The following is a 25,134-nucleotide window of genomic DNA, read 5'->3' as shown; positions in this document are numbered from 1 at the left end:
CATCGACCTGCCCGGCGACAGCAGATGCTGCGGCTTGTCTTGACAAGGCAATGCAAATGCATTACCTATCGCGGGCAGCAAAGAACCTTTTCTTCAGGAGACTGCCATGACAGCCCTCGCACAAGATGTCTCGAAACTCACGGATCGGTATCAGACGACCGTGCCGGCGGGTGTGCGCAATCAGCTCAAGCTGGGCAAGGGCGACCAGATTCGTTACTGCACCGAGCCGAGTGGCAGGGTCTATATCGAGCCCGTGCGCAGCGACGAGGAAGATCCCGTGCTCGGAGCCTTTCTCGATTTTGTCGAGGCCGATATCAAGGCGCATCCGGACCGCATTCGGGCGTTCGATGGGGCTTTGCATGACCGTCTTGCAGCACTGGTCGGAGACGTTGACGTCGATCTCGATGCGCCGCTATCGCTCGAGGATGAATGAGCGGCGATAGCGTGCCCGCCCAAGCGCCCCTTGTCGTAAACGGATGGTCGATTTATGCGCATCCGCTCTTTCTGGATCAGCTCGAAGGGCTGATTGAAGAGGTCGAGGCGCGTAAGGCACGCGATCCTAAGACCTGGCGCAAGAAAAACCCGACGAAACGGCTGGCCGCCATCTTCAAGCTGGTGACCGAGGCCATACCGGCAGATCCGGGTGCCGCGGCCTTCCGGCAAGGCGGCACACTCGGCGATCGTCGCAAGCATTGGTTCCGGGCGAAATTCTTCCAACAGTATCGGTTGTTCTACCGGTTCAACAGCGATGCGAAGGTCATCGTGGTGGCCTGGGTGAACGACGACAAGACCCTGCGCGCATATGGCAGCAAGACGGATGCCTATGCGACGTTCAAAGGGATGCTGGAAGATGGCAACCCACCTGACAATTTCGATGCGCTCTTGAAAGAAGCTGCAGCGGCAAGCAAGCGGTTCGAGAAATCCCTTGAAGCGGTGCCCGATCGGTAAGTGGGCCAGCTTGCTGTGACCCTTTGGCATTATCGTTTACGACGCCACGCTTGAAGATGTAGCATCGGCTGATAATACGGTCGGAGAAAGCACAATGAATGAGACGGAAAAGGATAGGCAGCACCTCGGGCTAGAGGAGCAATGTGCGCCTGACCTGACGGGGCACCGTTTCCCAATTGCTGTGCACGTTGCAGACATGCCCGATGACCTCGGCAAGCTGCTGGATATCGGGCTCGAGGAGCATTTCCGTGGCGGCTGATGTCAATTCGTATGACGCGTGGTTTCGCGCGAAGGTGCAGGCCGCGCTGGAGGAGGAATGCACGGGAACATCCCAAGTTCAGGTGATGCAGGCCGCACAGGCATTGATTGATGCGAAACGGGAGGTCGAACCCAAGTCCTGACCAAGCCTTGGAAGTCAGCGCGGTCTGACCCCCGTCACCCTGAAAAGCGAAAGCGGGCTTTTTGTCCTTTGGAACTCAGACCCTGATCCAAAGGAAAATCCCCATGACCAAGCCCAAACCGGCAAACCCGGCTCTCGCAATCTCCGAAGCCGATCTCGCCTCCGCGCTAGCGCTTATCGGCACGGAGATCGACCACCAACCCCTGCGCAGCTCAGCGCTCGCACGCATCATGCGCGAGACGTTTCATGGCAGTGATACCGGGGGCGCCTGGGACTGGCGGAAGGCCTATGACCTGATGCAGGCGGCGGCTGTGCAGGCGCTGCTACGTGGCGACAACAGTGAGGATGATTACTCTGCCGCAAAACTCCTTGCGTCACGTCTCCTGACGGAAACGCGCCGGTCGGAGCAGCAAATCCGGTTGCAGCAGTTCTCCACGCCGTTGCCATTTGCGGCGCTGGTCTTGCGGGCTGCGGCGATCCGCAAGGGCGAGACCGTGCTGGAGCCCTCGGCTGGCACCGGTGCCCTGGCAGCTTTCGCTGCCCGGGCCGGTGCCACGCTTGTGCTCAATGACATCGATCCTTTTCGCCAGAGCCTCCTGCGCGCGGTCTTTGGTGGCGATGTGACGGGCCATGACGGCGAGCATATCGACGATCTGCTGCAGACGCCGGTTCTACCCGACGTCGTGGTGATGAATCCGCCCTTCGCCTCCTCGGTCGACCGATCCCGCGACAAGCACATCGCTGCCAAACATCTCATCGCGGCTGCAAAGCGCCTGGCACCAGGTGGGCGCCTGGTGGCGATCATGCCGCCGGGGTTCACGCCCGAACGCGATGCCGCGCATTGGTCCCGCGCCTGCGGTCTCCTGACGCTACGATTGGCGCTGACGATGCCGGGGCAGGTCTACCGCAAGCTCGGCACCTCTGTCGAAACCCAGCTGATGGTCTTCGACAAGGTGCAGGAGGATGGGGAGATGATCCGCGCTATTGTGTGCGATCTGGATGAGGCCCTTCCTTTTGTCGACTCCGTGGCCGCGACCCGGACCAAGATGCGCCACGTACAACAGGCGGCAGCGGTTACTACTGCGCGACCGACCGTTGCACCCTCTGCCCCGCGCAAGACCGCCGCTGCGCCTGTTGCCGCCTCCAAACCCCGGGCCAATGCCGTCCGTCCGCTCAGCTTCACAAGCTTTGAGACCCCTCGCGACAACACGCCGGTCTCGGACATCTATGCGCGTTACCGGCCGCAGCGGATCGCGATTGCGGGTGCGCAGGAACATCCCACGCCGCTCGTTGAAAGCATCGCCATGGCCTCGGTTGCCCCGCCCATGCCCTCAAACACGGGCAGTGATGACTTGCGCCTGCCCGCCCGGTTGATCGAGGAGGGACATCTCTCCGAGGCGCAGCTGGAAACCATCATCATGGCGCATGACGCCCATGGGCGCGACCTGCCGGGTCGGTTCGCGATCGATGACGACCAGACCAAGCTGACGCGCGCCGATGATGACCCGGATGCACGAGCCTATCGCCTTGGCTATTTCCTCGGCGACGGCACCGGTTGCGGCAAGGGCCGCGAATGCGCGGGGCTCATTCTCGTGAACTGGCTGGCCGGTCGCAGAAAGGCGATCTGGGTCTCCAAATCCGCCACGCTCATCGAGGACGCCATCCGCGACTGGACCGATCTCGGCGGCTCGCCAGCCGACATCCAGCCGCTCTCAAAATGGAAACCGGACCAGCCTGTCCCTATGGGTGACGGTGTTCTCTTCGTCACCTACGCCACGCTGCGGTCCGCGGGCAAATGCGGCACCACACGACTGAGCCAGATCCTCGACTGGATGGGCGAAGACTTTGAAGGCGTACTGGCCTTTGATGAGGCCCATGCCATGCAGAACGCGGCCGGGTCCGAGCAGGGCAGGGGGGTCAAACCCTCCCAGCAGGGCCTTGCTGGCCTGCGGCTGCAACTGGCAGCACCCCGCGCTCGCGTCTTCTACATCTCGGCTACCGGCGCCACGAGCGTGCACAACCTAGCCTATGCCGCGCGGCTGGGGCTCTGGGGGCAGGGCCCCGAATACCCCTTCCCAAGCCGCGAGAGCTTCGTCTCGGCGATGGAGGCGGGCGGTGTCGCGGCGATGGAAGTGGTCGCCCGTGATCTCAAGACGCTCGGGCTCTACACGGCGCGCGCCCTCAGCTTCGACGGGGTGGAGTATGACGTGCTCGAACACGCGCTCACTCCGGCCCAGATCGAGATCTACGACGCATACGCGGCTTCGTTTCGGACGATCCACCACAATCTCGAAGCCGCGCTGACGGCGACCGGCGTCAACGACGCCTCTGGCGAGACCAATGCCTCGGCCGCTCGCGCCTCGGCCAAGTCCCGCTTCGAGAGCACGAAGCAGCGTTTCTTCAACCATCTCCTGATGGGCATGAAGGCCCCGACCATCATCCGCGCGATCGAGGATGATCTGGCGGCGGGCAACGCCTGCGTCATCCAGGTGGTTTCGACAGGCGAGAGCCTGCTGAAACGCCGGCTTGAAACGATGGACCCCGAGGATGAGCTCGTCGAGGGTGCCTTGACGCCGCGTGATTATGTGCTTGGCTACCTCGAACAGGCCTTCCCAATCCATGCGCAAAAGCTGGTCGAGATCGACGGCAATATGGTGGCCGAGCCGCTCCGCGATGAAACTGGCGCGCTGGTCGTCTCGCGCGAGGCGCTCGCTCTGCGTGACGCGGCCATGATGGAGTTGATGACGCTCGCCCCGATCCCCTCGGCGCTCGATCAGATCCTCTGGGCCTTTGGCGACGAGGCCGTGGCCGAAGTGACCGGAAGGTCGATCCGACCTCTGAAGGCGGACGATGGCCACCTCTTCATCGAGAAGCGCGCCGCCAGCAGCAATTCATCCGAAACCCAAGCCTTCATGGATGGTGAGAAGGATATCCTGATCTTCTCCGATGCGGGCGGGACGGGCCGGTCCTATCACGCGGCGCAAACGGCGAAGAACCAGAAACGGCGGCGGCACTACCTGCTGGAGCCGGGCTGGCGCGCCGATGCGGCCATCCAGGGGCTGGGCCGCACGCATCGCTCGGCTCAGGTCAGCGCGCCCTTCTTCCGGGTCTGCACCTCGGATGTGCATGGCGAGAAACGTTTCACCTCGACGATCGCCAAACGCCTCGACCAGCTGGGGGCCCTGACCAAGGGTCAGCGCGAGACCGGCTCGCAGGGCATGTTCCGCGAGGAGGACAATCTCGAAAGCCCGATCGCGCGGGCGGCACTGCGTGGGTATTTCGCCGATCTTGCCGCCGGGCGCGCTGAGGCGATGAGCTACGAGAGCTTCACCGACTGGACGGCCCTGCGGCTGATCGACAAGGACGGGGTGCTCCTTGAGGAGCTTCCCCCGATCCAGCGGTTTCTGAACCGGGTTCTGGCCCTGCCCATCCACATGCAGAACGCACTCTTTGCCGAGTTCACGCGCCGGATCGCTGATCAGACCGAACGGGCGCGCGCGGCGGGCACGCTCGATCTCGGCGTCGAAACCCTGCGTGGCGAAAGGATCGAACAGGTCTCCACAGAGGATCTCTGGACCTGCCCGAAATCCGGCGCCGTGACGCGGATCATCGGGCTCAAGGTGACGGACCCGGTCCATGTCCTGGGCGCCGAAGAGGCCATATCTCGCAATCCGGACAAGCTGCCGATGGTCAATCGCGCCTCCGGTCGCGCGGCGCTCATCTCGGCGCGGCCCATGCAGATGTATGACGAGGACATTGTCACGCTGATGCGCAAGGCGGTGCGGCCAAACGGGTCGAGCTATCTCGAAGAGGCACGGTTTGAGTCCTCGGCTTGGGAAGAGATCGACAGGCCCGAGTTCGCACGTCTTTGGGATGCAGAGGCTGCGTCCTTGCCAAAAACCACCACGACCAAGCTCTACCTGCTGACCGGGCTGCTGCTGCCGATCTGGAAGGACATTCCGACCACCAATGAGCGCATCTACCGGGTCACGCCCGATGGGGCGACCGCCATGATCGGGCGCACGCTGAGCGAGGAAGGAGCGGCCGCGCTGCGCGCCCGCTTCCTCGTCTCCAACCCGCAAACACCGCAGGAGATGCTGACCGCCGCCCTCGGCACCACCGCACCTGTCGATCTGGGCCGGGGTCTCACCCTGACCCGCCGCCGCGTCGCAGGCGAGATGCGTCTCGAGCTGGGCGGCGCGGACAAGGGCATGATCGACGGCCTCAAGGCCGCCGGCTGCTTCACTGAGATCATCGCCTTCCAGCTGCGGGTGTTCCTGCCGCATGGAGACGGGATCGACACGGGCCGCATTCTGGCTCGGATCGTCGGGCAGGGAACCACCAAAGCGGCAGAACAAGCCGCCTGAAAAGTCAAAGCGGGCTTCCGGTCGGGCGTCGCGGATCTGGGTTTCACCGGTCTGCGCTTTCCGGCCGCGCGCTGACCAATGCCACGCCCGGCCCCCCAATTACAGACAAGAGGACAGACCCATGACCAATCCCCAGATCGACTATGCCGCACTGGCGGCTCAGTGGCGCGCGGAGCGTGAAACCACCTTGAAGGCATCCCGCACGGAGCTGCTCGCGCAACTACGTGCGCTTGGCATCAGCGGGGTCACTGCCGAATACGAAGGCTATGGCGACTCCGGCAATGTCGAGGATGTGACGGTGCAGCCTGCAGAGGTCCAACTGCCTGAGCCGCTTGCCACCAAGGTGGGCGACTTCGCCTGGTCGCTCGCCTATCACCATCACCCGGGGTTCGAAAACAACGAGGGCGGCTACGGCACGCTGACCTGGGACTTGCGCAACGACAGCATCACGCTCGATCACGCGGACCGCTATGTCGAATGCTCGCACAGCTATGTAGAGGGTCTTTGAGATGGCCCATCCGCTTCATCATGCCGAAAGCTCTGCCCGGAAATTCGGTGGGGTGCCGTCTGACTATCAGGCTGTGCACGATTGGTTCGATGCCTCGAAAGAGCACCTCGCGCTCTTCACGCACCGAGCTATGCGCCATCATGCCCAAGGCCTGTTCGAGGCCGAACGTGTCTTCGGCTTGACCCTGACCAACAGTGCAGGTCGGGACATTCCCGTGCGCTGGATCGGCGAGCAGCATGTCCGCGAAGACTGTCAGGGCCGGATCCCGAGCATGGCGGACTGGCTGCGACGGATCCAGCCCGAGCCATGGATGGCCAATGGCCACATCGACCGGTATTCCGGCTCCGAGCCCTGCGGCGACCCAAGGGTTGCCTGGGCCTCCGAGGTCGCCGCCGGAAGAACGCTTCTTGGCCTGAAGGATTGGATGGCGGCGCGCGCGACGCAAGCCACGCAAGGTGCCTGACAGATCTCGGTCGTTTGCCAAACGAATGCTGCATGGAAGCCCGGTTGGACGACCGGGCTTCTTGCGTCGTTTCTCCACCATTCTTCGTAAGGAGGTTCGCATGACACTCGAAGACATCAAGGCGGCCGTCGATGCCGGGCAGACCGTGCATTGGGCCAATACCGGCTACATTGTCCACAAGGACGGGCTCGGTCAGTACCTGATCACCTATGTGCCGAATGGTAGCTGCATCGGTCTGACCGACCGGAGCGGGCACCGGTTGAACGGAAAAGAGGTGGAGTTCTTCATAGCGCGATCCGAGGACGGCGCGGAAAATCCGGGCAGCCAATCAAGACCAGACGGGCAGGGGAGGGGCGTAGCACCCGGAGGCGTGGGTGCATTCCCACTCGGACGGCAGATCTGACCCGTGGGCGGGGCTGAAAGGAAAGCAGGCTTTCTGATTTGTGATCCCTCAAGGGGTCGAGAAAGCAATCCCGGATGCGCTGGCAAGGACGTCAGACACCGGCCAATCCAAAAGGAACCATCCCATGTTCGCAGGAACTCTCACCCGCAATGCCGAGACCGCAGCCGCTCAGTACACCGGCATGATCCACTCGACGCGCTTTGACATCGCCATCCAGTTGGAGGCGCGGGCCAAGATGTCTGAACGCAGCCCGGATTTTGACGTGACGGCAGTCAACAAATCAGGCCGCAAGGTGCGCATCGGCACGGCCTGGAACGAGACCGGCAATACCAGCGGCAACCCCTACATCTCGATGCAGATCGATGTCGGCTTGGGTCCGTTCCGGGTCAACGCGGTGCAGACTAAAGAAGCGCGCGCGACCCAAAGCGGGGAGTTTGAGATCATCCCGCTGGTCTCGAACGGCCTGATGAAATCCGGCTCGATCTCGGGCGAGCTCACCGCCATGGACGCCGACAACGCCTTCACCGGCTACATCGCCAACATGATGTTCGATCTGGAGTTCATGCTGATCGAGAACAGCTACAAATCCGAGGAGACCCACCCGGATTACCGGATCGAGGTCAGCTCGCCCCGGGGCACACCGATCCGCGTCGGCTCGGCGTGGATGGCCAAAAGCAGCCGCACGGGCAATGACTACCTGTCACTGCTGATCAACACGCCCGATGGCGACCTGCGCGTCAACGCCGTGCAGAACGAAGAACAGCGCGGCGGGCAGACCTTCTCGATCATCCCGTTCATCGACAGCGGTGAGCAGCCGCAGGACGCGGGCGCGGGGCTCTCCTTGGTCGCCTAATCGGCGCGCGAGGGGGAGACGACCTGAACCGAAAGGGGAGCCGTGGGACCACGGTTCCCCTTTTCCCATGTCCGTTGGCGTGAAGGACGCCACCCGCTTGCGATCAGGTGCAAATGCGATACAATAATATATTAACGCAATATCGAGGGCGGGCGCGTGGCGGCTAGATCAGGGACGGTTCCATGGTTCGAGAGCTTTGATGTTGAGGCAGAGGTTGAAGATCTCCTCGCCCATATCGAGCGCTGCACCGGATTCGCGCTACCCGCCCGACAACGCGCCGTCATCATGTCCCATGCAAGGTCAAAGCTCGACAGGACAAGGCAGGCATATCTGGAGGCCAAGGCGGTGGGAAAGCCGGTGTCCACATCGCGGCGTGCGTATCTGACCGACCTGCAGGACACGATCTTCATGGCGATCCCGGAGGAGAACCTTGCGCTGATGCCGCTAAGCGAACAGGTCCTGAACGACCCTTCATTTTACGCGGACGCTAGGCACAGTGCCGCTGCGATCAGCAAAGATGAGCTTTTCATGGCGCTGTCCCCTTCGCTGAAAGACATGACAGTCCAAGACGCCCGGGCCTTCGTCTCGCAGCTCTGGCACGGCACGATTGACGGCAATGCCCGCAAATACGCCGAAGCCCTGAAGCGCCCCGAGCGTGAACCGCAGCCCTTTCGCCCGGGGAACACCGTGTAAGATCGAGGCCATTTTCTTGGCTTGGGCTGTAACCAAGTTGGCCGCCCCGAACTCCGTTGCAGGCGGCGGCATCCAGTGCAGCGCGCGAAAACCATTGAAGGCGCTGTGGTGACGTCTACTGTCGCCAACATGATGAACCGGGATCACATGCGCGCCTTCTTTCGGCGCACCGCGGCGCTTGTCGCCTTTGTCGCGCTGCTCTGGGCGGTCCAGGTCGTCAATTGGATCTTCGGTTACGGTTTGAACCCGGCCTTCGGCCTGATCCCCCGGCATGTCAGCGGATTGGATGGTGTCATCGCCATGCCCCTCCTGCATGGAAGCTTCGCGCATCTTATGGCCAATACGCCGCCGCTCCTGGTGATGGGTGGGCTGCTGGTGGCTACGACCACGCGGGCCTTGCTGGCCGTGAACGCCGTGGTGATCGGCCTCGGCGGCGGTCTTGTCTGGCTGTTCGGAAGCTCGGCCATCCATATCGGCGCGTCAGGGCTCGTCTTCGGCTGGTTTGGCTTCCTCGTCGCGCGCGGCCTCGTGGATCGCTCCCCGATCACGCTGGGCGCGGCACTGGTGGTCGGTGTCCTCTATGGCTCCCTTCTCTGGGGCGTTTTTCCAGGCCAACCCGGCGTCTCGTGGGAGGCGCATCTCTTCGGCGCTTTGGCCGGCGCGGCCGCTGCATTTCTTGTACGAACGCATGTCCATGTGCCGCGCCTCGGCGGCGTCGATCTGGACTGAAGCAATGCACTCGGCCAAAACCGGACATCGGTGACGGATACAGCGAAGGTCCGGAAGCGACCTTCTTGGACTTTCAGGGCCTCGATGACGGCGTCTTCGTTCGTAACGGTGTCCCTTAGGGAAGTTGCAAAAAAAATCGCCTACAGCGATCTTGTATCGCGCAAGGAAGATCCTATCTATGTCTTGTCGGTATGCCGGGCTTCGGTTCGGTTCGGAATAAAATCGCTGTACTTAGGGTCGGTTCACCGATCCGTGGAGGGGCTAGTTCCCTCTGACGCCTACCCCCCAAGCGGCCCCTGTGGCGGCGGCGGGGCGGCGGCCCCCCGGGCGACCCCGGGGGGCCAGCATAAGGGATAAGGACGGTCTCTCCGTTCCTCGCGCTGGTGGCGACACCCTTCCGCAATCCTGCGGCAGGGCCAGCAGAGGAGGCCATAACATGGCTTACGACACCGACGAGATCAGCCAGCGTGGGACACGCGAGACAAAACGGAAGCGTAAGCCGACGTGGAAGTCTCGCCTGTTAAAGGGCGCATTCTGGGTAGCCTGGGGGATGGGGAAACTCTTTGACCTCATCGAATGGCTGTCCCGGTTGTCCGGCGACTAACCGCGCGACCCTTAATGTTCGCATTTGGCGAAAGGAGGACCGAGAATGCTAGGTGAAGCACTGAGATTGATCCGGGTCTTCCATGACCTGAAACAGAACGAGTTGGCGGAACGCCTCGATATTTCCCAATCGCACCTTTCTGATATCGAACGATGCCGGAAAGTGCCAAGTCAGGAAATCGTTGCACGATACGCCGAAGAGTTTGATCTGCCAGTCAGTTCGATCTGGTTTTTTGACGAGAAGCTGACAGAAGGCACGACGCCGGGCGCTATCGAGAAAGCGCGTGGGGTTGTCGCTGACAAGATACTTGATTTTCTGAGGATGATCGAGCGGAAGCGAGCGTCATCATGACGAAGCGCCGCGACAAGTCCTATGCCCTCGATCAATGTGCCCTCTATCGGTGCAGCACACGCAAAAAGTTGTTCAAACTATTACAGACCAGTTCCGAGAAGTTTGCTGAGTTGAAGGCCGCACCCGATCTCTACAAGCCTGGGTTCGTCGGCATAAAGGAACGTCTGGTCCCACAGGGATCGGTATAGGCGGCTAATTTATTGTGATTTTTCCTGTTTTATGTCCCCCTGATTTTGGCGATCTGTCATGCGGCTGATTTCAGGGGAAGGATTCCGAGCGCGTCACGGAGTTTGTCATCAGAGAAGTCGTATTCGCCGAGCATGTTGATGTGTGCCCAGGCCATTGGGGCGTGTGCGGCGATGACGCGTTTGAGTTCCTTCCTGGCTTCCTCGTCCGGTGCCGTTTGGAGTTGGTGAGCGAGGTAGAGATAATTCCAGCAGATGATGGAGTTCTTGATCAGCCGGTTGCAGGCTTCGGCGATCTCCTGTTCTTCCTTTTCGGCTTGGGTGAACTCGCGGGGATTGCCGACGGCGACGGCGCGGGTGAAGCGGTTGGCGAGTTCGACCTTGTTCAACTGGCGTTCGATGGCCTGACGCAGGGGAAGGTCATCGACATAGCGCAGGATGAACAGCGATTTGATGATCTGTCCGAAGGCCTTCAGAGTCTGATAGAGCGCATGTTGGCGGGAATAGGAATTGAGTCGCCGGAAGATGTCGGACGCGGTGTTTTCCTTGAGTTTGATGGTGGCGACGAGGCGCAGAAGCGCATCCCAGTTCTCGCGGATCAGGGTCTCATTGATGGTTTTGTCCGGGGCGATGATCCAATCATGATCCCTTGGCCGGTCCGGCTTGAAGATGTAGAGGGTCTGTTTTCCAATACCTTTGATCCGTGGGGCGAAGGAAAAGCCCAGCAGATGCGTCATCCCAAAGATGGCTTCATTATAGCCGTGGCTGTCGGTGGAATGAATGTTGCTCTTGACGACGTCATTGCACATGAGGCCGTCGATCACGAACGCGCTTTCCCGGTCGGCAGCGCTGATCATAAGGGAATGCCAGAGGATGTGGCGTTCATCGGCGAATGTGTAGGCGCTGACGCCTTGCCCCTGGCCAAAATACTTAAACGACCGGCTGGCAGCGAGGCTTTCGCCGCGCACCTCGAACTTTTGTCCATCACTGGCGGTATGCAGCTTGTCCGCCTCGTTTCGATAGATATTGGGCAGGTCCATCTCATCCATGGCTTTGACCACAGCGTCGTTCGCGGCGCGGATATTGTCGAGAGAAAACCGCCAATTGACGACATGTTCCAGTTCGCCCTCGGTCACGCGAGACGAGATCCTTGCCATTTTGCGAACGCCGATTCCACATCCAAGGCCCATGATCCCGGCCAGGAGTGCGGGGCGGGGTACAGCCTGACGGATGTGGGTCTGCTGCCAGTGTTCGAAAGCGCCGAGCATCCCGCAGTGATTATTGATCGTCTCAAGTACTTGTGCCAGTGGTACATCGTGCCGTTGAGGGAACAGTTCATTGGTTGGGCTGATGCCATCAGCCCCGGCTGCCGGGGTAGCGATGTGGAAGGTGCCATCGGCACGTAGCTTCAAGTGTGGATTGGCAGCAGCATTGGCGTTCGTACGCTGATATTGTTGTGTCAGCGCCTTCCGGAGGGTTGCCAGAACGGGTTCCGGGTCGGCAAACTCGGCCAATCCGGCCCGTTCCAACAGCTCCGGCTTCTCTCGCCTCCACCTGTCCGGATCAATCAGATAGGCGTCCATGGGGCGGTATTTATAGGACTGCGAGAGGTTGAGATCGCCGGATTTGATGGCGGCGGCAACATGCTGGAACAGAAAGACCTTGTAGAGCGAGGTTCGGAATGTTCCGTCACTGCGGATCAGTACTGCCCGCTCGTCTGTGTTGAGGAATTCCGTTGGCGCCCCTAGCCCGACCACGCCATCGTTGTGTTTGAACCGGTCGATGGCGGTGATGAGACTGGCGGCCCGGTTGTTCCGGTCGAACATGATCGCGCGAAGGATGGGACTAAGGCGATTTTGTAGTCGCAAGGACCCTGCCTCAAGCACATCGAACCAGCTTTCATCCCGCGCGGTTGCGGAAAGATCATCCTTCAGCTGCTCGAATGCGCTGAACCGACCTTTATCCAGCAAGGCTCGGATTGTGCTGACTTTCTGGGTGTCCGATATTCCATCCGCCTTGGTCACGCCGCGAATGTCGCGCAACAGGCCAAACACAGATGTGTCCAGGTCATTGATGACAGACTTGATCTGCTTTTGTTGTGCTGACCGGTTCTCCAGCAGCCAATCATTGTGATCGCGCGTCGCCTTTGCGTGAAAGGTCGCCGTGACGCTGAGCCAGAGATCGATCAGGTTGTCGTGCGTGCGGTAAAGCTGATGGGCAACAAAAGCAGCGGCATGGATACGCCGGTCATTGTCTGCGCGTTGCTTGAGCTGAAACAACCGTGAGCGCTGAACGCTGCCCGCGAAATATCGAATGCCGGCAGCCCCCAAATCGAGCGCCGATAGAGGGTCGGAAAGCTGGCCATGCAAATCGGCGAGCGTCTCAAAGTCAGTGATGGCTTCCTTAATCTTCGTCGGTCTTGCCGACTGCGACAGCTTCTTCAACAGGGTCAGGCGATACCGGTTCTGATCGTCTGGGGTCGTGAAGAGTTCGTCCAGCAAGGCGCGCGCGTCATCGGTGAGATGTGCATTCATCAGCGCGATGAGTTCTACTTTGCGGATCTGCAATCCGGATCGGATCAACTCAAGCAAAACACCCGATCTGGGAACCTGGATGCGCCGCTGGATCAAATAATCCACGCATCGATCAAAGATCAGGTGCGGCTTCAGATATGTTCGCGCCATCGTCGCAATCTCGGCGATCAGGTCTTTCCTGGCTTTCCGCCCGAATGGCATGAAGCCATAGAAATCCAGAATGAGATTACGATGGCGCGCGCGGGTCTGTTTGGGGTAGGCTGCTGGCGAGAACTCCGATCCTGTGAGCCCGGGAAGCTTTGCTGCCGCCTCAATATCCGGGGCGTGAAAATCGCGAGGATCGTAGAACGTCTTCGCCGCTTTGAAGTAAGCGCACATCACCAGAAAGCCGATCTGGCTGGCGGGTGAACGCAACTTGGTTGCGATGTCCAACAAGGGTTTTGGCAAATCGAAACATCGTTTGCGCTCGCGGAAGTCGAATACCGGCGGCTTGTCAAACGCCTTTTGCTCGGAGGATGACAGGATTTGCATTCGGGGCATGAGGCTCTCCGTCATAGTGGTGTCCGGGAAACGGTCGTTTGACGGCCCCGTGTTTTGTTGTCCGGCAATATGGCTTGACAACGGAATGTCGGACAAGATGATTGACGGATGGAAAAACGGACAAAGACTGCAGAATTAGTTGCGCCGATCGGATACGCGCGCATCTCAACGGCCGATCAATCGCTGGCCCCACAGGTTGACGCTCTGAAGGCTGCCGGTTGCGCCGAAATATTTGAAGACTGTGTATCTGGAGCCAAAACGGATCGGCCTGGACTAAATGAAGCGCTCGATCACCTACGTTCCGGCGACACTCTGATTGTCTGGAAGCTCGACCGTCTCGGGCGCAGCATGAGCCACCTGATTGATACGGTTCGCGATCTTGACCAGCGCGGCGTCGGATTCAGATCTCTGACTGAAGGCATCGACACGACAACGAGCGGGGGCACACTCGTCTTTCATTTGTTCGGTGCCCTTGCCCAGTTCGAACGCGACCTCATCCGAGAGAGAACGCGCGCTGGCCTGAGTGCCGCTGCCGCGCGCGGAAGAAAAGGCGGACGCAAGGCTGTCGTCACTCCTGAAAAACTGGCGCGGGCGAAAATGCTGATCGAAAAAGGCCTGACGGTTCGAGAGGCCGCGGCCCGCATCAAAGTTGGCAAAACCGCACTTTATGACGCGATCAAGTAGGAAACCTCACGAACCACGCCAGACTGATCCGTCGCCCCCCAAATTCAAAGGGACCGAAAACACGAACATTCCTATGGGACCTCACGTACCTTTATGCCGATAGACCCAGAGGTGCACTGACAAAACGTTACATCTCGCGTGTTGACCTTCCCGCGCGGGAGACATGGACACATGTCCCGTGATGGAAGCGTCAGAGGATACCGCGCGCAGGGATTTCCTGTATTACGCAACGGCCGGGGCGGGGGTCGTGGCCGCAGGGGCCGCGCTCTGGCCACTGGTGAACCAGATGAACCCTTCCGCCGATGTCCGCGCCTTGGCACAGATCACTGTCGACATTTCCGATCTCGCGCCTGGAACGCAATTGACCGTCAACTGGCGCGGAAAACCTGTCTTTATCCGTCATCGCACAGAGGCAGAAATGGCTCAGGCTCGGGCAGAGGCGGTCTCTGACCAGCCTGACGGCAAGGCGCGCAACCCCAATCTGCCCGCCGATGCGCTGGCGTCGCGTAGCCCTTAATTGGGCTCTGCCTCACTTTGTGTGGCGCAACTATCCTGAAACAGGAAAATTCAGGAGGGATGGTTGTGAGCTCGAAGAAGCATTGGTCGCCCGGGGCCGAAGTTTCGGTTCAATGCGTTGAGCGAAGTGATTTCGGCGGGTGGATCGTATCGGGCAGTCTGACACCAAGCGGCATCTGCCCAGACTGTGGATTGCATTCACGCCGACGTCACGGCTGGCGGCGTCGGCGGTTGCAGGATTATCCCGCCCATGGAGAGGAGGTAACGGTTGATCTCGCGATTTGCCGTTGGCGATGTTTGGCACCCGCTTGCCCACGCCGGACTTTCGCAGACCAACTCACCTCGATTGCGCATCCGTTTGCACGTAGCACTTCGCGTGTCGGGGAGATTGTCAGTCATCTTGGGCATGCAACCGGCGGACGGCCTGCCGAACGGCTCTTGCACCGTTTGGGCCTTGGCGTCAGCGATTACACGGTGCTCAGGCAGTTGAAAAAGCGTGCTCAGGGCACCGCCAAGCCGCCGACGGTCATCGGGATTGACGACTGGAGCTGGCGGAAGTCGCAAACCTACGGCACGATCATTGTGGATCTGGAGCGTCGCGTGGTGATCGACATTCTTGAGGATCGAGATGTCGTCACCTGCACCAACTGGCTCAAGCGACACCCCGAGGTGAAAGTGATTAGCAGAGATCGGTGTGGTCTCTACGCCTAGACTGCACGGCAAGGGGCACCGCAGGCGAAGCAGGTCGCTGATCGGTTCCATATCGTGCAAAACCTGCGGCAGGCCATTGAGGAGCAAATGAACCTCCACGGCCCTGAGACCGGCAGAGCGCTGCTGGCCGACGCCGACAATATCACCGCAGCCGGCAGCCTTCTGAAGTCACGCCTTGCGCACAGGACATCTCGGGAAGAGATTTTCACCACCATCCATGCGCTCCGAAATCAGGGGCTTAACTGTAGCGAGATCGGGCGACGAACAGGGTTCCCGCGCCGCAGCATCGCGAAATGGCTGCAGTTCGAGACGCCACCGGACCGCAAACAGGCCGCTTTGAAACCGACTTCGCCGTGGTACTTTGAAGAATTCCTGAGCCAAAGCTGGAAGGACGGCATTCGAACAGGCAGCGCTGAGAACGGCAGTGCAAAAGTTGGCCACGGAAGTGGCGTGATAATCTCGCTGCGGGCAGCGTAAAATGTTGCCACTTTGGCCCTTTCTGTTTGCAGGGAGGGCGGGAGATTTTAGTCGTGGATTTATATTTGAAGGTCCGCCTCGCGCGTCGGGGCGGTATGAGCGAACGGGAGGCCGCCGGCCATTTCGGGATCTCGCGTGCGAGCGTGAAGAAGATGATGATGTTTTCGGTCCCGCCGGGTTATCAGCGAACGGCGCAGATCAAGCGGCCCAAGCTGGACGGGTTCACCGGCTTCATCGACGAATGGATGCAAGACGATCTGAACCGTCCCCGTAAACAGCGCCACACCGCCAAGCGCATTTTTGAACGGCTTTGCGACGAGCACCAGTTTCAAGGCGGCTATACGACGGTCAAGAACTATGTCCGGGAACAAGGGCGGCGCAGCCGAGAGATGTTTGTCCCTCTGGCACATGCCCCCGGCCATGCCCAAGCGGATTTTGGCGAGGCGATGGTCGTGATTGGCGGGGTCGAGCAGAAGGCATATTTCTTTGCACTGGATCTGCCCTACAGCGATGCCTGCTTTGTGCGTGCTTATCCTGCGGCGGTCTCCGAGGCTTGGGTTGATGGCCATGTTCATGCTTTTGCATTCTTCGGCCGGGTTCCGCAGTCGGTTCTTTATGACAACGATCGATGCCTGGTCGCGAAGATTCTGCCGGACGGCTCGCGCAAGCGGACCAAGCTGTTCAGTGGGTTCCTGTCGCATTACTTCATCCAAGATCGTTATGGCCGACCGGGTAAGGGCAACGATAAAGGCGCTGTTGAGGGTCTGGTCGGATATGCCCGGCGCAACTTCATGGTGCCTATCCCACATTTTGCGACATGGGAGGCGTTCAATACCTGGCTGGAAGAACAATGCCGCAAGCGCCAGAGCGATGTCTTGCGCGGTCACAGCGACAGCATCGGGCAACGACTGGTCCGCGATCTTGATGCGATGATGGATTTGCCGGCGTCACCGTTTGATGCCTGTGACCAGGCCAATGGTCAGGTGAACTCACAATCCCTGGTGCGCTACAAAACCAACGATTATTCGGTTCCTGTCGCCTACGGGCACCGCGATGTCTGGCTTCGTGGCTATGTCGATCAGGTGGTCATTGGCTGTGGTGGAGAGGTGATTGCCCGCCACAGCCGGTGCTGGGACCGGGAGGATATGGTCTTTGATCCCGTTCACTATCTGCCGCTGCTGGAGCAAAAGACCGGCGCGCTGGATCAGGCGGCCCCATTGGTGGAATGGGAGCTGCCAGAGGAATTTGTGACCCTGCGCCGCTTGATGGAAGCCCGCATGATCAAGGCGGGGCGGCGTGAGTATGTGCAGGTCTTGCGGCTCTTGGAGACATTCGAGATGGCAGACCTGCAGGTTGCCGTCAAAAACGCACTTCGCATGGGTGCCATTGGGTTTGACGCCGTGAAACACCTCGTGCTGTGCCAGGTCGAGAAGCGGCCGCCCAAGCTGGATCTGGATGTCTATCCGTATCTGCCAAAGGCCAATGTCGGCACGACGTCGGCGGCCAGTTATATGTCCCTGATGAAGCGGGGGCAGGCAGCATGAGCGACGCTCCCCAAATCCTGCTGAACTACCGCCTCAAATCGCTGCGGCTGCCGACCGTTCTGCGGGAATACAGCAAACTGGCCAAGCAGGCCGCAGCCGAGGGACTGGACCATGTACAATTTCTTGCACGTCTGATCGAACTGGAGATGATTGACCGGGAACGCAGGATGATCGAGCGCAGGATCAAAGCCGCAAAGTTCCCAGCCGTCAAAAGCCTGGATAGCTTCGACTTCAAGGCGATCCCCGCCCTGAACAAGATGCAGGTGCTGGAGTTGGCGCGTTGCGAATGGATCGAACGGCGCGAGAATGTCATCGCGCTTGGGCCTTCCGGCACCGGCAAAACCCACATTGCCCTCGGCCTCGGGTTGTCGGCATGCCAGAAAGGCCTGTCTGTCGGTTTTGTCACCGCCGCAGCGCTTGTTCATGAACTGATGGAGGCCAGAGACGAACGCAGGCTCCTGCGGCTTCAAAAACAGATGGTTGGTTACAAGCTGCTGATCATCGACGAGCTGGGCTTTGTGCCACTGAGCAAAACCGGGGCTGAGCTGCTGTTTGAATTGATCTCCCAACGCTACGAGCGCGGCTCCACGCTGATCACAAGCAACCTGCCATTCGACGAATGGACAGAAACATTTGGGTCAGAACGCCTGACAGGCGCACTGCTCGATCGCCTGACCCACCACGTCAACATCCTGGAGATGAATGGCGAAAGCTACCGCCTTGGCCAGAGCAAGGCGCGTCAAGCAGCGCCCAAAACCTAAACCTCAATCAGCACAGATTGGCCCTGACGGTCCAAAGCATCCGGACAACCGCCCGCTATATAACAAGCGCGGCTGCCCGGATGCTGGCGCTCGTCTTCACGCTGATTATCCCAAACCCAAAGTGGCAACATTTTGCGCTGCCCTTTGGCTCACTTTTACTCTGCCGTTGACAGGCAGCGCCCTGTACCGTATGATCCAAGAGCGTGGTTACGAGGGGAGTCAGTCGCATTAAAAGCGGCTGGGGGCGGGCGGGCGCAGAGCCGAAAAGCAAACGAAGGGCCCCGCCGTGGAGCACCAGATCCTGGAGCCGGTCCGGGGCCCGGAAACGGGGCATGCGATCTCTCCGGTCATTGCGGCCGCGCTGTGCATCAAACCCAGCGGAAAGCTCACCTCGGATCAGGCGCGGAAAGTCGACACGCTCAAAGCCGGTTCTCCCGCCTTCACAACGATGCGCAGCCTCGCCATGCGTTTCAACGGTATCATGCGTGGCCGCCAAGCGGGTCCGCTCCCTGCATGGATCGACGACGCCATCGAAACCGGCCTGACGCCCATTGTGCGCTTCGCCCGCACCTTGAACCGGGACTTCAATGTGGTCAAAAAGGCGATCGAGATGCCCTGTAACAACGGCCAGGCGGAAGGTCAGATCAACCGCCTGAAAACCCTCAAGCGCGCCATGTACGGCCGAGCCGGTCCAGAATTGTTGCGGGCGAGAATGCTACCGTTCCGCCACACAGATTGAGGCAGAGCCCAATTAAAGGCTACGCGACACAACCGTTTGATGACTGGCGCCCGATCTTGCGTGTGTCCCCGGTCCCGTGCACCCGGTAATACAGCCACGACAAATAAAGCACGTGGGTTCCAAGCGGGTTGTCAGGACCCGGCGGCCAATAGTCAGGCCATTCGGGGTTGCGCTCTTTCATTGATGGAGTGGGCCGCCAACTGGGCCTCTCCACCTTCCTTATAACCTCTGTATATCCTCGGCGGGTCAGCTCTTCCGAGGCGGGGACACTTGAAGGGTAGAGTTTGTAAACACTTTCGTCTTCCGACCAGTACTGGACTGCACGCGAGTCAATGTCGCACATAATTGCACCGTGCTGAAGGTTATCGAAGTGGTCTTGCCAGGGATCCGCACTGAAGGACAGAAATATTTCTGCGTACCGCCGAGGGCTCCTGCTCCTGAGCACGGAGAAGGGAAGGTGTTCCCAGAAGTCCGATCATAGTTGTCGAGACGAACTGGCACCGTGTTTTCTTTGAATCAGTAATATACTTTGCCTCGCCCTTTTGTTGATGAACGGATACGACCTCTAGCTGCTAGAGCTTCAACCGAAAATTGATGACGTTCTCGTGAGGCGGCGAGACTAGAGATATCTACGTGTTTCAGCGCAATAGTTGCGATACTTGGTGCCGTATTGTTCGCACAGCCATGGCTCTTCTGCGAGCGGGGCAAGGGCCAGCGCGGCAACTCCAACGATGACGACAGGCCAAACCCAAGGTGAGGCGAAGAGAAGACCCAAACCTATTAGGATGGCCATGTCGGCAAGATACTGCGGATTCCGAGAGAAACGGTAGAGACCCGAAGTGATCAGCTCGTCTCTCACCCCACTGGTGGCTTTCAGTCCAATGATGAATGCCCCCCACCAGGCGATCAGATTTCCGATTGCGATCAAGAACGGCCCGACTGCCCAACGGAGCGCGTTGGGCATAGAAGCGGATTTCCAATCCACGATGCCCAAACCGATCACCGCCCCAAACACGGCCAATGTGAGGCCCCATGCAATGATTGGTATGACTGAATGCTCTCTGTTTGGAGGCCAGATGCGCTTGGACGGGCGGACGATCGACCAAAGGAGCGCACCAATCAAAACCAGACCGGACAGCAGGCCTACGACCACTAGTATGCCTTGGGCAATCGTCATGAGCGGTGTCCGAACACCTGCGCCTCCTGATGCGCATTGTCGGTCGCTTCGAATTCAAGCGTGGAATGCTCGATTGAGAAACGTTCATGCAGCACCGATTTGACGTTTTCTTTAATTTTGTCGGCCTCACCCATCCGGTCGCGTTCGACAACAATATGGCAGTCCAATGCCGCAGCGTTCTCCTGCATTTGCCACAGGTGGACATGATGCACGTCCACAACGCCATCGACAATCTGGATCGCTCTGACCACGTCATTTCCATCAATATCTGGTGGGCTCCCAAGCATCAGGGTTCGAATTGGGGCCCCTATTTCGGTGAAGGACAGATACAGGATGTAGAGCGCGATGCCGATGGTGATGGCCGGATCCACCCAACGCATATCATAAAGTATAATGAGCGTCCCGCCGACTATGACGGCCACTGAAGCCAACGCGTCCGAAAGGTTGTGGAGAAACAGCGCGCGGATGTTCACGCTCCCCTTCTGCATCGAATAGGTCAGCATTGCGGTCAGCGTGTCGACCACAAGCGCAATTCCACCGAGAATGACGACGGTCCACCCCATGACTTCGGGTGGATCAATCATGCGCATGCCACCTTCGTAGATCAGGTAGAAGCCGATCACGATCAGGGTGGTGTAGTTGATCAGGGCAGCGACGATTTCGACCCGGCCATAGCCGAAAGTCATGCGCTCATCGGCCGGGCGGCGCGCGATCTTGCGCGCGGCGAAGGCAATGACAAGCGAGGCCATATCGGAAAAGTTGTGCAGCGCATCGGCGATAAGTGCTAGACTGCCCGACAATATGCCCCCGACGATTTGCGCAACAGTAAGTAGCCCATTCGCCCAGATCGCGATCGCAACCCGTCGATCCCCAGAATTCGGATCGATATTCGCGTGCCCGTGATCATGCGGCATTGGCAGGCTCCTCATGCGCGTGTGTCGCGCGTCGGTCAGTCTTCAGGCGGCCGCTGCGGAAACCACGTACGCGCGCATTCATCCAGTGGCGTATTATATGACGGTAAAGGGCACCACGCAGCCTTCCAAAGGATTGCTCATGGGACAAATAGAAGGCGTCGGGCGTATCGTACACGCCGAAATCTTGCACGATGCCGGTTTTCTGAATGTAGGTATCTTCTCCGTTCCAGGCGACGGGAGGCGCGCCAAGGCAATCCGTGCCCGCGCCATAACCGCAGAGACTGTCCGTGTCCGAGAACGATCTTTGCAGGACTTCGAAGAAAGCGTCATCCAGGATGAAGCCTTCAAGGTTGATCCAGGCCCCTTGAAATTCGATCTCTACCCACGAGTGGAGAATTTCCTCTGGAGCAAGCGGATACACCAACTCTGGGACAACACCGCGCTGCAAGCCTTTGTGGATCGTAAACCCATGCAACCGGCAACGAACGCCAACACCACGCAGCAGCGCCATTAACAGGCTGCTGAAAAAGTCGGGGCTCGACGCTGTTTCAAGAACATGATTCACCCTTGTTACGGCAGCGGTGGCGAGGGTGGCGATGCGTGGGACGGACAAAACGAGCGGTTCGCTGTTCAGCTATGTTGACCTTGAAGAGCGAATTCCTGCGGTTCATCCGCTTCGCAAGATCAGACAGATCGTGAACGATGCACTTACGAGCCTCGATGCCGATTTCGATGCGCTGTATACTGACTTTGGTCGCCCCTCGATTGCGCCTGAGCGCCTGATCCGGGCGAGCCTTCTCCAGATCCTGTTTTCGATCCGCTCCGAGCGGCAGTTGATGGAGCAGATGGATTACAACCTGCTGTTCCGCTGGTTTGTCGGCCTGGGCATCGACGACGCGGTGTGGGTTCCCACGGTGTTCAGCAAGAACCGCGACCGGCTACTGACCACCGAGATGTCGCGCAAGGTCATGGCCGCGATCCTCGCACACCCCGAGGTCAAGCCGCTGCTGTCGGACGAGCACTTCTCGGTCGACGGCACCCTGATCAAGGCGTGGGCTTCCATGAAGAGTTTCCAGCCGAAAGAATACGCCCCGCCGCCACAGGATGGTGATCCTGGTGGGCCTCCGCCACCGCCAACCGACGATACCGCACTGAACGCCGACCAGCCCCAGCCGACAGAGACCCAGCCGATGACCGATACGCCTCGCCAGCCCCGCAACGCAGAGGTAAACTTCCGGGGCGAGAAGCGCTCGAACGCCACTCATGCCTCGGTTACGGATCCGGATGCCCGCCTTTACAAGAAGGCCCCGGGCGCGGCGGCGATGCTTTGCTTCATGGGACATACACTGATGGAGAACCGCAATGGCTTCGTGGTGCAGGCAGAGTTGACCCACGCAGATGGGTATGGTGAGCGCAAGGCGGCCCTTGAGATGATCAACCGGCATTCACCGGGCTCGACCCGACGACTGACGCTTGGTGCGGACAAGGGATACGACAGTGCCGATTTCGTTGCTGAACTCAGGCGCATGGTTGTGACACCGCACGTCGCGCAGAAAGCCCGGCATTCCGCAATCGATGGACGGACCACCGGGCAGCCCGGCTACGCCCTGTCTCAGCGGCACCGCAAGAAGATCGAGGAACCGTTTGGTTGGGCAAAGACCGTCGGCGGCATGGCGCAGACCACGCTTCGCGGTGTTGAACGTGTCTGCGCCCGCTTCACGTTAACAATGGCAGCGAATAACCTGGCGCGCCTACCAAAGCTCTTGGCTTAGGAACCGCACAATGGAATACATTTACAGCGTATTGATCGACAAGAACTCAGGATCATGGACCGCGCGATGTCCAGCGATGGAGGAATTCGGAGCCAGAACCGGCGGAGAAACGAAGGAAGAAGCTCTGACCCATCTCCACAGCATACTTCTGATGATCTTGCTTGATCTTGAGGAAAAAGAGCTGGCGATACCAACCGACAAAATGGTCCTCAATGGCGCGAAAATTACCATCAACACAGGCACCGAATGAGTTTTTCAGCAGCCTGCTAAGAGCGTGCCTTTCGTATTGCACTGCCCGTAGCCGTCGGAAAGTACCTCGGATGCGGGGATGTCGTCAGCTCGATTGTATCCGAACGCAATTTCATTTCGAACGAAATCATAGGCAGCTCCGATCCGATCGTATTCGGATAAGTCGCGCCAGCTGCGGCTCTCTATTAGATGCGCAAGAGGCGCGGCATCAAAATCCAGTAGTTTGGTGGGTGCAAGTAGGGGGTTGGTTATCTGCAACGGAGTCGCTCCTCGAATCGTCTTGGAACAGACTAGTCTCTATAGTTACTGTAGCTTCAACCCCTTCTTTTAGAAACGATCTCTCGCAACTACTTGTCCGTGTGAACTGCTTTGTGGTGTTCACCGTGTGCGTCGCGTAGGATATTGACACCGCCCCAGGCCGCGATCCCGGCGATAATCACACCGACGACTAGGTCGGGCCAGTTCGTTCCCAGCCAGGCAACGAGGCCACCTGCGACTACGATTCCGAGGTTTGCCGCAAAGTCGTTCCAGCTGAAAGTATTGGCCGCGCGGATGTTGACGTCCGGATCTTTGAGCCGAGCGAGCAACCAGACACAAACTGAGTTGATGGCCGCCGCGATCAGCGCCATGACGATCATAACGGTGCCAAGGGGATCCGACCCACCGACATAGCGGCGCCAAGCATCATAAAGGATCCCGATGGCGAACACGATCAGCAGGCCGCCCGAGACATTCGCCGCGCCACGTTTCCATTTCGCAGACCGCGACAATGCAAACAGACTGATTGCGTAGACCAAGCTGTCTGAAAGGTTGTCGAGCCCGTTGGCGATCAGGGCACTGGAATCCCCGAAGGTCCCAGTTGCGAAAAAGGCCGCAGCAAGACTGATATTGAGACCGAGAACGATCCAAAGTGTGCGTCTTTCTGCTCGTTTTTCTGCCGCCATACTTCCCATTCCAATTTGTGAACTATGATCTTTCAACCTCTCTGGCAGATCAGGGTTCCGGATTGATTATTGATGGTCAGTTCCACGTACGACCGTCGGGAGCTTTCAGGCAGGCGCCCCAACCAATGCAGAGCATAGCCCTTTTTATGGGGCGATGAGATCGCGATTTGAGACGGTTTCAAGTTCAAACCATAAAGTTCAATTGGTTCGTGGCGCGGCCAGTATTATAGCTGCGCCGAGCAAGCAAACGGCTGTGCCAAGCGCATCCCACCTGTCCGGTCTGTGACCCTCTGCAAGCCACATCCACAGTACCGAAGCCGCAATGTAGACTCCGCCATAGGCGGCAAAGGCGCGGCCCGCAGCAACCGTTTCGACTTGCGCCAGAAGCCACCCGAATACCACCAAGGCTACAATACCGGGTACGAGCCAAGCCGCGGATGCGCCGAGGCGCCACCAGCTCCAGATCGCGAAACACCCGGCGATCTCGGCCAAGGCCGCAAGCGGGTATGCAAGCGCGGCAGGCATCTCAGGCGCCGATCTCGTCATGTTCGGTCAAACATTCGGAATGATCCCGCAACACCTCAAGCACCTTGCAATCGGCAGTACGTCCACCGCTGCATTCGTGAACCATGCGTTTCAGTTCGGTGCGCAGCGCCTTCAGACGGGCCATGCGCTGCTCCACCTGCTTTAGCTGGCGACGCGCAATCGCGTCGGCTTCTTCGCAGGGCCGATTGGGCTGGTCGCTGAGGTCGAGCAGCTCGCGGATCGCATCAAGCGAGAAGCCGAGTTGTCGCGAATGGCGGATGAAGGACAGTCGGTCGAGCTGTGCGTTGTCATAGCGCCTCTGTCCGCCTTCAGTCCGGCCAGGTTCGGGCATGAGCCCGATCTGCTCGTAGTACCGAATGGTCTGCACCTTTGTGCCGGTCTTCTTTGACAGAGTGCCGATCGTGAGCATCTTCGCCTCCATGAAAAAGTTACAGTCTTTGTAGGTTTTGCCGCCCCAATAGACAAGTGCCGGATTCACAGACGCGTGAGTTTAAGCCACAACGTGATTTCGCGCTTGAACCT

The 25,134-nt window shown here is 59.4% G+C and carries 26 protein-coding genes and 5 pseudogenes; 22 read left to right on the top strand and 9 right to left on the bottom strand.

Features of this window, described 5'->3' with window-relative positions:
- The first annotated feature begins 106 nt into the window (after positions 1-106).
- The 13 genes from ACK3EW_RS23530 (at position 107) to ACK3EW_RS23470 (ending at position 10,319) form a co-directional block, all read left to right on the top strand.
- Positions 107-433, top strand: a complete 327-nt coding sequence (locus ACK3EW_RS23530) for a type II toxin-antitoxin system PrlF family antitoxin (protein WP_493809891.1) — start codon at positions 107-109, stop codon at positions 431-433.
- Positions 430-948: a type II toxin-antitoxin system YhaV family toxin gene (locus ACK3EW_RS23525; RefSeq protein ID WP_493809890.1), complete on the top strand. Its 519-nt coding sequence runs from the start codon at positions 430-432 to the stop codon at positions 946-948. The genes ACK3EW_RS23530 and ACK3EW_RS23525 overlap by 4 nt, the downstream gene beginning before the upstream one ends.
- A gap of 94 nt (positions 949-1,042) precedes the next feature.
- Complete coding sequence (locus tag ACK3EW_RS23520; RefSeq protein WP_201259266.1) at positions 1,043-1,207, top strand: hypothetical protein; 165 nt, start codon at positions 1,043-1,045, stop codon at positions 1,205-1,207.
- Complete coding sequence (locus ACK3EW_RS23515) at positions 1,197-1,349, top strand: antitoxin PaaA2 family protein (RefSeq protein ID WP_009820264.1); 153 nt, start codon at positions 1,197-1,199, stop codon at positions 1,347-1,349. Before ACK3EW_RS23520 ends, ACK3EW_RS23515 begins: the two co-directional genes overlap by 11 nt.
- Positions 1,350-1,452: 103 nt before the next feature.
- A complete protein-coding gene (locus tag ACK3EW_RS23510) occupies positions 1,453-5,715 on the top strand; it encodes a strawberry notch-like NTP hydrolase domain-containing protein (protein WP_493809889.1) in 4,263 nt (1,420 codons plus the stop codon).
- Between the two features lie 121 nt (positions 5,716-5,836).
- Entirely contained in the window at positions 5,837-6,223 is a 387-nt protein-coding gene (locus ACK3EW_RS23505; protein WP_493809888.1) for a DUF6878 family protein, read from the top strand.
- A gap of 1 nt (position 6,224) precedes the next feature.
- Positions 6,225-6,686, top strand: coding sequence for a DUF6915 family protein (locus ACK3EW_RS23500; RefSeq protein WP_493809887.1), 462 nt, complete (start codon positions 6,225-6,227; stop codon positions 6,684-6,686).
- A 100-nt stretch (positions 6,687-6,786) separates the two neighbouring features.
- Complete coding sequence (locus ACK3EW_RS23495; protein ID WP_493809886.1) at positions 6,787-7,089, top strand: hypothetical protein; 303 nt, start codon at positions 6,787-6,789, stop codon at positions 7,087-7,089.
- Positions 7,090-7,213: 124 nt separating this feature from the next.
- Positions 7,214-7,942 carry a DUF736 family protein gene (locus tag ACK3EW_RS23490; RefSeq protein ID WP_493809885.1) on the top strand — a complete coding sequence of 243 codons (729 nt, stop codon included), beginning with the start codon at positions 7,214-7,216 and terminating at the stop codon, positions 7,940-7,942.
- Positions 7,943-8,098: 156 nt separating this feature from the next.
- Positions 8,099-8,635, top strand: a complete 537-nt coding sequence (locus tag ACK3EW_RS23485) for a hypothetical protein (RefSeq protein ID WP_493809914.1) — start codon at positions 8,099-8,101, stop codon at positions 8,633-8,635.
- 147 nt (positions 8,636-8,782) lie between these two features.
- Positions 8,783-9,364, top strand: coding sequence for a rhomboid family intramembrane serine protease (locus tag ACK3EW_RS23480; RefSeq protein WP_493809915.1), 582 nt, complete (start codon positions 8,783-8,785; stop codon positions 9,362-9,364).
- A 436-nt stretch (positions 9,365-9,800) separates the two neighbouring features.
- Positions 9,801-9,968, top strand: coding sequence for a hypothetical protein (locus ACK3EW_RS23475; RefSeq protein ID WP_156108168.1), 168 nt, complete (start codon positions 9,801-9,803; stop codon positions 9,966-9,968).
- A 45-nt stretch (positions 9,969-10,013) separates the two neighbouring features.
- Entirely contained in the window at positions 10,014-10,319 is a 306-nt protein-coding gene (locus tag ACK3EW_RS23470) for a helix-turn-helix transcriptional regulator (RefSeq protein WP_037240913.1), read from the top strand.
- Between the two features lie 244 nt (positions 10,320-10,563).
- On the opposite strand, the gene ACK3EW_RS23465 is transcribed toward ACK3EW_RS23470, so the two are convergent.
- Positions 10,564-13,578, bottom strand: coding sequence for a Tn3 family transposase (locus ACK3EW_RS23465; RefSeq protein WP_493809913.1), 3,015 nt, complete (start codon positions 13,576-13,578; stop codon positions 10,564-10,566).
- Positions 13,579-13,686: 108 nt separating this feature from the next.
- On the opposite strand from ACK3EW_RS23465, the gene ACK3EW_RS23460 reads away from it, so the two are divergent.
- The 7 genes and pseudogenes from ACK3EW_RS23460 to ACK3EW_RS23430 form a co-directional block, all read left to right on the top strand.
- A complete protein-coding gene (locus ACK3EW_RS23460; protein WP_493809912.1) occupies positions 13,687-14,262 on the top strand; it encodes a recombinase family protein in 576 nt (191 codons plus the stop codon).
- Between the two features lie 181 nt (positions 14,263-14,443).
- Positions 14,444-14,767 (top strand): annotated as a pseudogene (petA, locus tag ACK3EW_RS23455) (ubiquinol-cytochrome c reductase iron-sulfur subunit); the annotation flags it as partial.
- Positions 14,768-14,844: 77 nt separating this feature from the next.
- A complete protein-coding gene (locus ACK3EW_RS23450) occupies positions 14,845-15,489 on the top strand; it encodes a transposase family protein (RefSeq protein WP_493809911.1) in 645 nt (214 codons plus the stop codon).
- A 54-nt stretch (positions 15,490-15,543) separates the two neighbouring features.
- Positions 15,544-15,966 (top strand): hypothetical protein, encoded by a 423-nt coding sequence (locus ACK3EW_RS23445; protein ID WP_493809910.1) that lies wholly within the window; start codon positions 15,544-15,546, stop codon positions 15,964-15,966.
- Positions 15,967-16,019: 53 nt separating this feature from the next.
- Positions 16,020-17,510, top strand: a complete 1,491-nt coding sequence (gene istA / locus ACK3EW_RS23440) for an IS21 family transposase (protein WP_493806662.1) — start codon at positions 16,020-16,022, stop codon at positions 17,508-17,510.
- On the top strand, positions 17,507-18,271 hold the full coding sequence (gene istB / locus ACK3EW_RS23435; RefSeq protein WP_493806661.1) for an IS21-like element helper ATPase IstB: 765 nt from the start codon (positions 17,507-17,509) through the stop codon (positions 18,269-18,271). Before istA ends, istB begins: the two co-directional genes overlap by 4 nt.
- Positions 18,272-18,443: 172 nt before the next feature.
- Positions 18,444-19,010, top strand: a pseudogene (locus ACK3EW_RS23430) (transposase); the annotation flags it as partial.
- A gap of 25 nt (positions 19,011-19,035) precedes the next feature.
- Here the strand turns inward: ACK3EW_RS23430 and ACK3EW_RS23425 are convergent.
- From ACK3EW_RS23425 to ACK3EW_RS23410, 4 genes and pseudogenes are all read right to left on the bottom strand, one after another.
- A pseudogene (locus ACK3EW_RS23425) lies at positions 19,036-19,489 on the bottom strand (L,D-transpeptidase); the annotation flags it as partial.
- Between the two features lie 140 nt (positions 19,490-19,629).
- Positions 19,630-20,187 carry a methyltransferase family protein gene (locus ACK3EW_RS23420; protein ID WP_009807988.1) on the bottom strand — a complete coding sequence of 186 codons (558 nt, stop codon included), beginning with the start codon at positions 20,185-20,187 and terminating at the stop codon, positions 19,630-19,632.
- The gene (locus ACK3EW_RS23415; protein ID WP_009807987.1) at positions 20,184-21,101 is read right to left on the bottom strand and encodes a cation diffusion facilitator family transporter; all 918 of its coding nucleotides are present in this window, start codon (positions 21,099-21,101) and stop codon (positions 20,184-20,186) included. The genes ACK3EW_RS23420 and ACK3EW_RS23415 overlap by 4 nt, the downstream gene beginning before the upstream one ends.
- Positions 21,091-21,621 (bottom strand): annotated as a pseudogene (locus tag ACK3EW_RS23410) (transglutaminase); the annotation flags it as partial. The pseudogene ACK3EW_RS23410 and the gene ACK3EW_RS23415, both read right to left, overlap by 11 nt.
- 76 nt (positions 21,622-21,697) lie before the next feature.
- Between ACK3EW_RS23410 and ACK3EW_RS23405 the strand changes: the two are divergent.
- Together ACK3EW_RS23405 and ACK3EW_RS23400 are read left to right on the top strand one after the other, a co-directional pair.
- Positions 21,698-22,873, top strand: coding sequence for an IS5 family transposase (locus ACK3EW_RS23405; RefSeq protein ID WP_087205670.1), 1,176 nt, complete (start codon positions 21,698-21,700; stop codon positions 22,871-22,873).
- A 10-nt stretch (positions 22,874-22,883) separates the two neighbouring features.
- A complete protein-coding gene (locus ACK3EW_RS23400) occupies positions 22,884-23,123 on the top strand; it encodes a type II toxin-antitoxin system HicB family antitoxin (protein WP_147277946.1) in 240 nt (79 codons plus the stop codon).
- A 17-nt stretch (positions 23,124-23,140) separates the two neighbouring features.
- On the opposite strand, the pseudogene ACK3EW_RS23395 reads toward ACK3EW_RS23400, so the two are convergent.
- The 4 genes and pseudogenes from ACK3EW_RS23395 to ACK3EW_RS23380 form a co-directional block, all read right to left on the bottom strand.
- A pseudogene (locus tag ACK3EW_RS23395) lies at positions 23,141-23,374 on the bottom strand (transglutaminase); the annotation flags it as partial.
- A gap of 95 nt (positions 23,375-23,469) precedes the next feature.
- Entirely contained in the window at positions 23,470-24,066 is a 597-nt protein-coding gene (locus ACK3EW_RS23390; protein WP_009807985.1) for a cation efflux transmembrane domain-containing protein, read from the bottom strand.
- A gap of 198 nt (positions 24,067-24,264) precedes the next feature.
- Entirely contained in the window at positions 24,265-24,591 is a 327-nt protein-coding gene (locus ACK3EW_RS23385; protein WP_009807984.1) for a YnfA family protein, read from the bottom strand.
- A 1-nt stretch (position 24,592) separates the two neighbouring features.
- Positions 24,593-25,021, bottom strand: a complete 429-nt coding sequence (locus ACK3EW_RS23380; RefSeq protein WP_039965742.1) for a MerR family transcriptional regulator — start codon at positions 25,019-25,021, stop codon at positions 24,593-24,595.
- Positions 25,022-25,134: the final 113 nt, after the last annotated feature.

The sequence above is a fragment of the Marivita sp. NO-S04 genome, from assembly GCF_059070475.1.
Note: the sequence above shows the minus strand (reverse complement) of the source record. Positions and strands in the feature narration are given on the sequence as shown.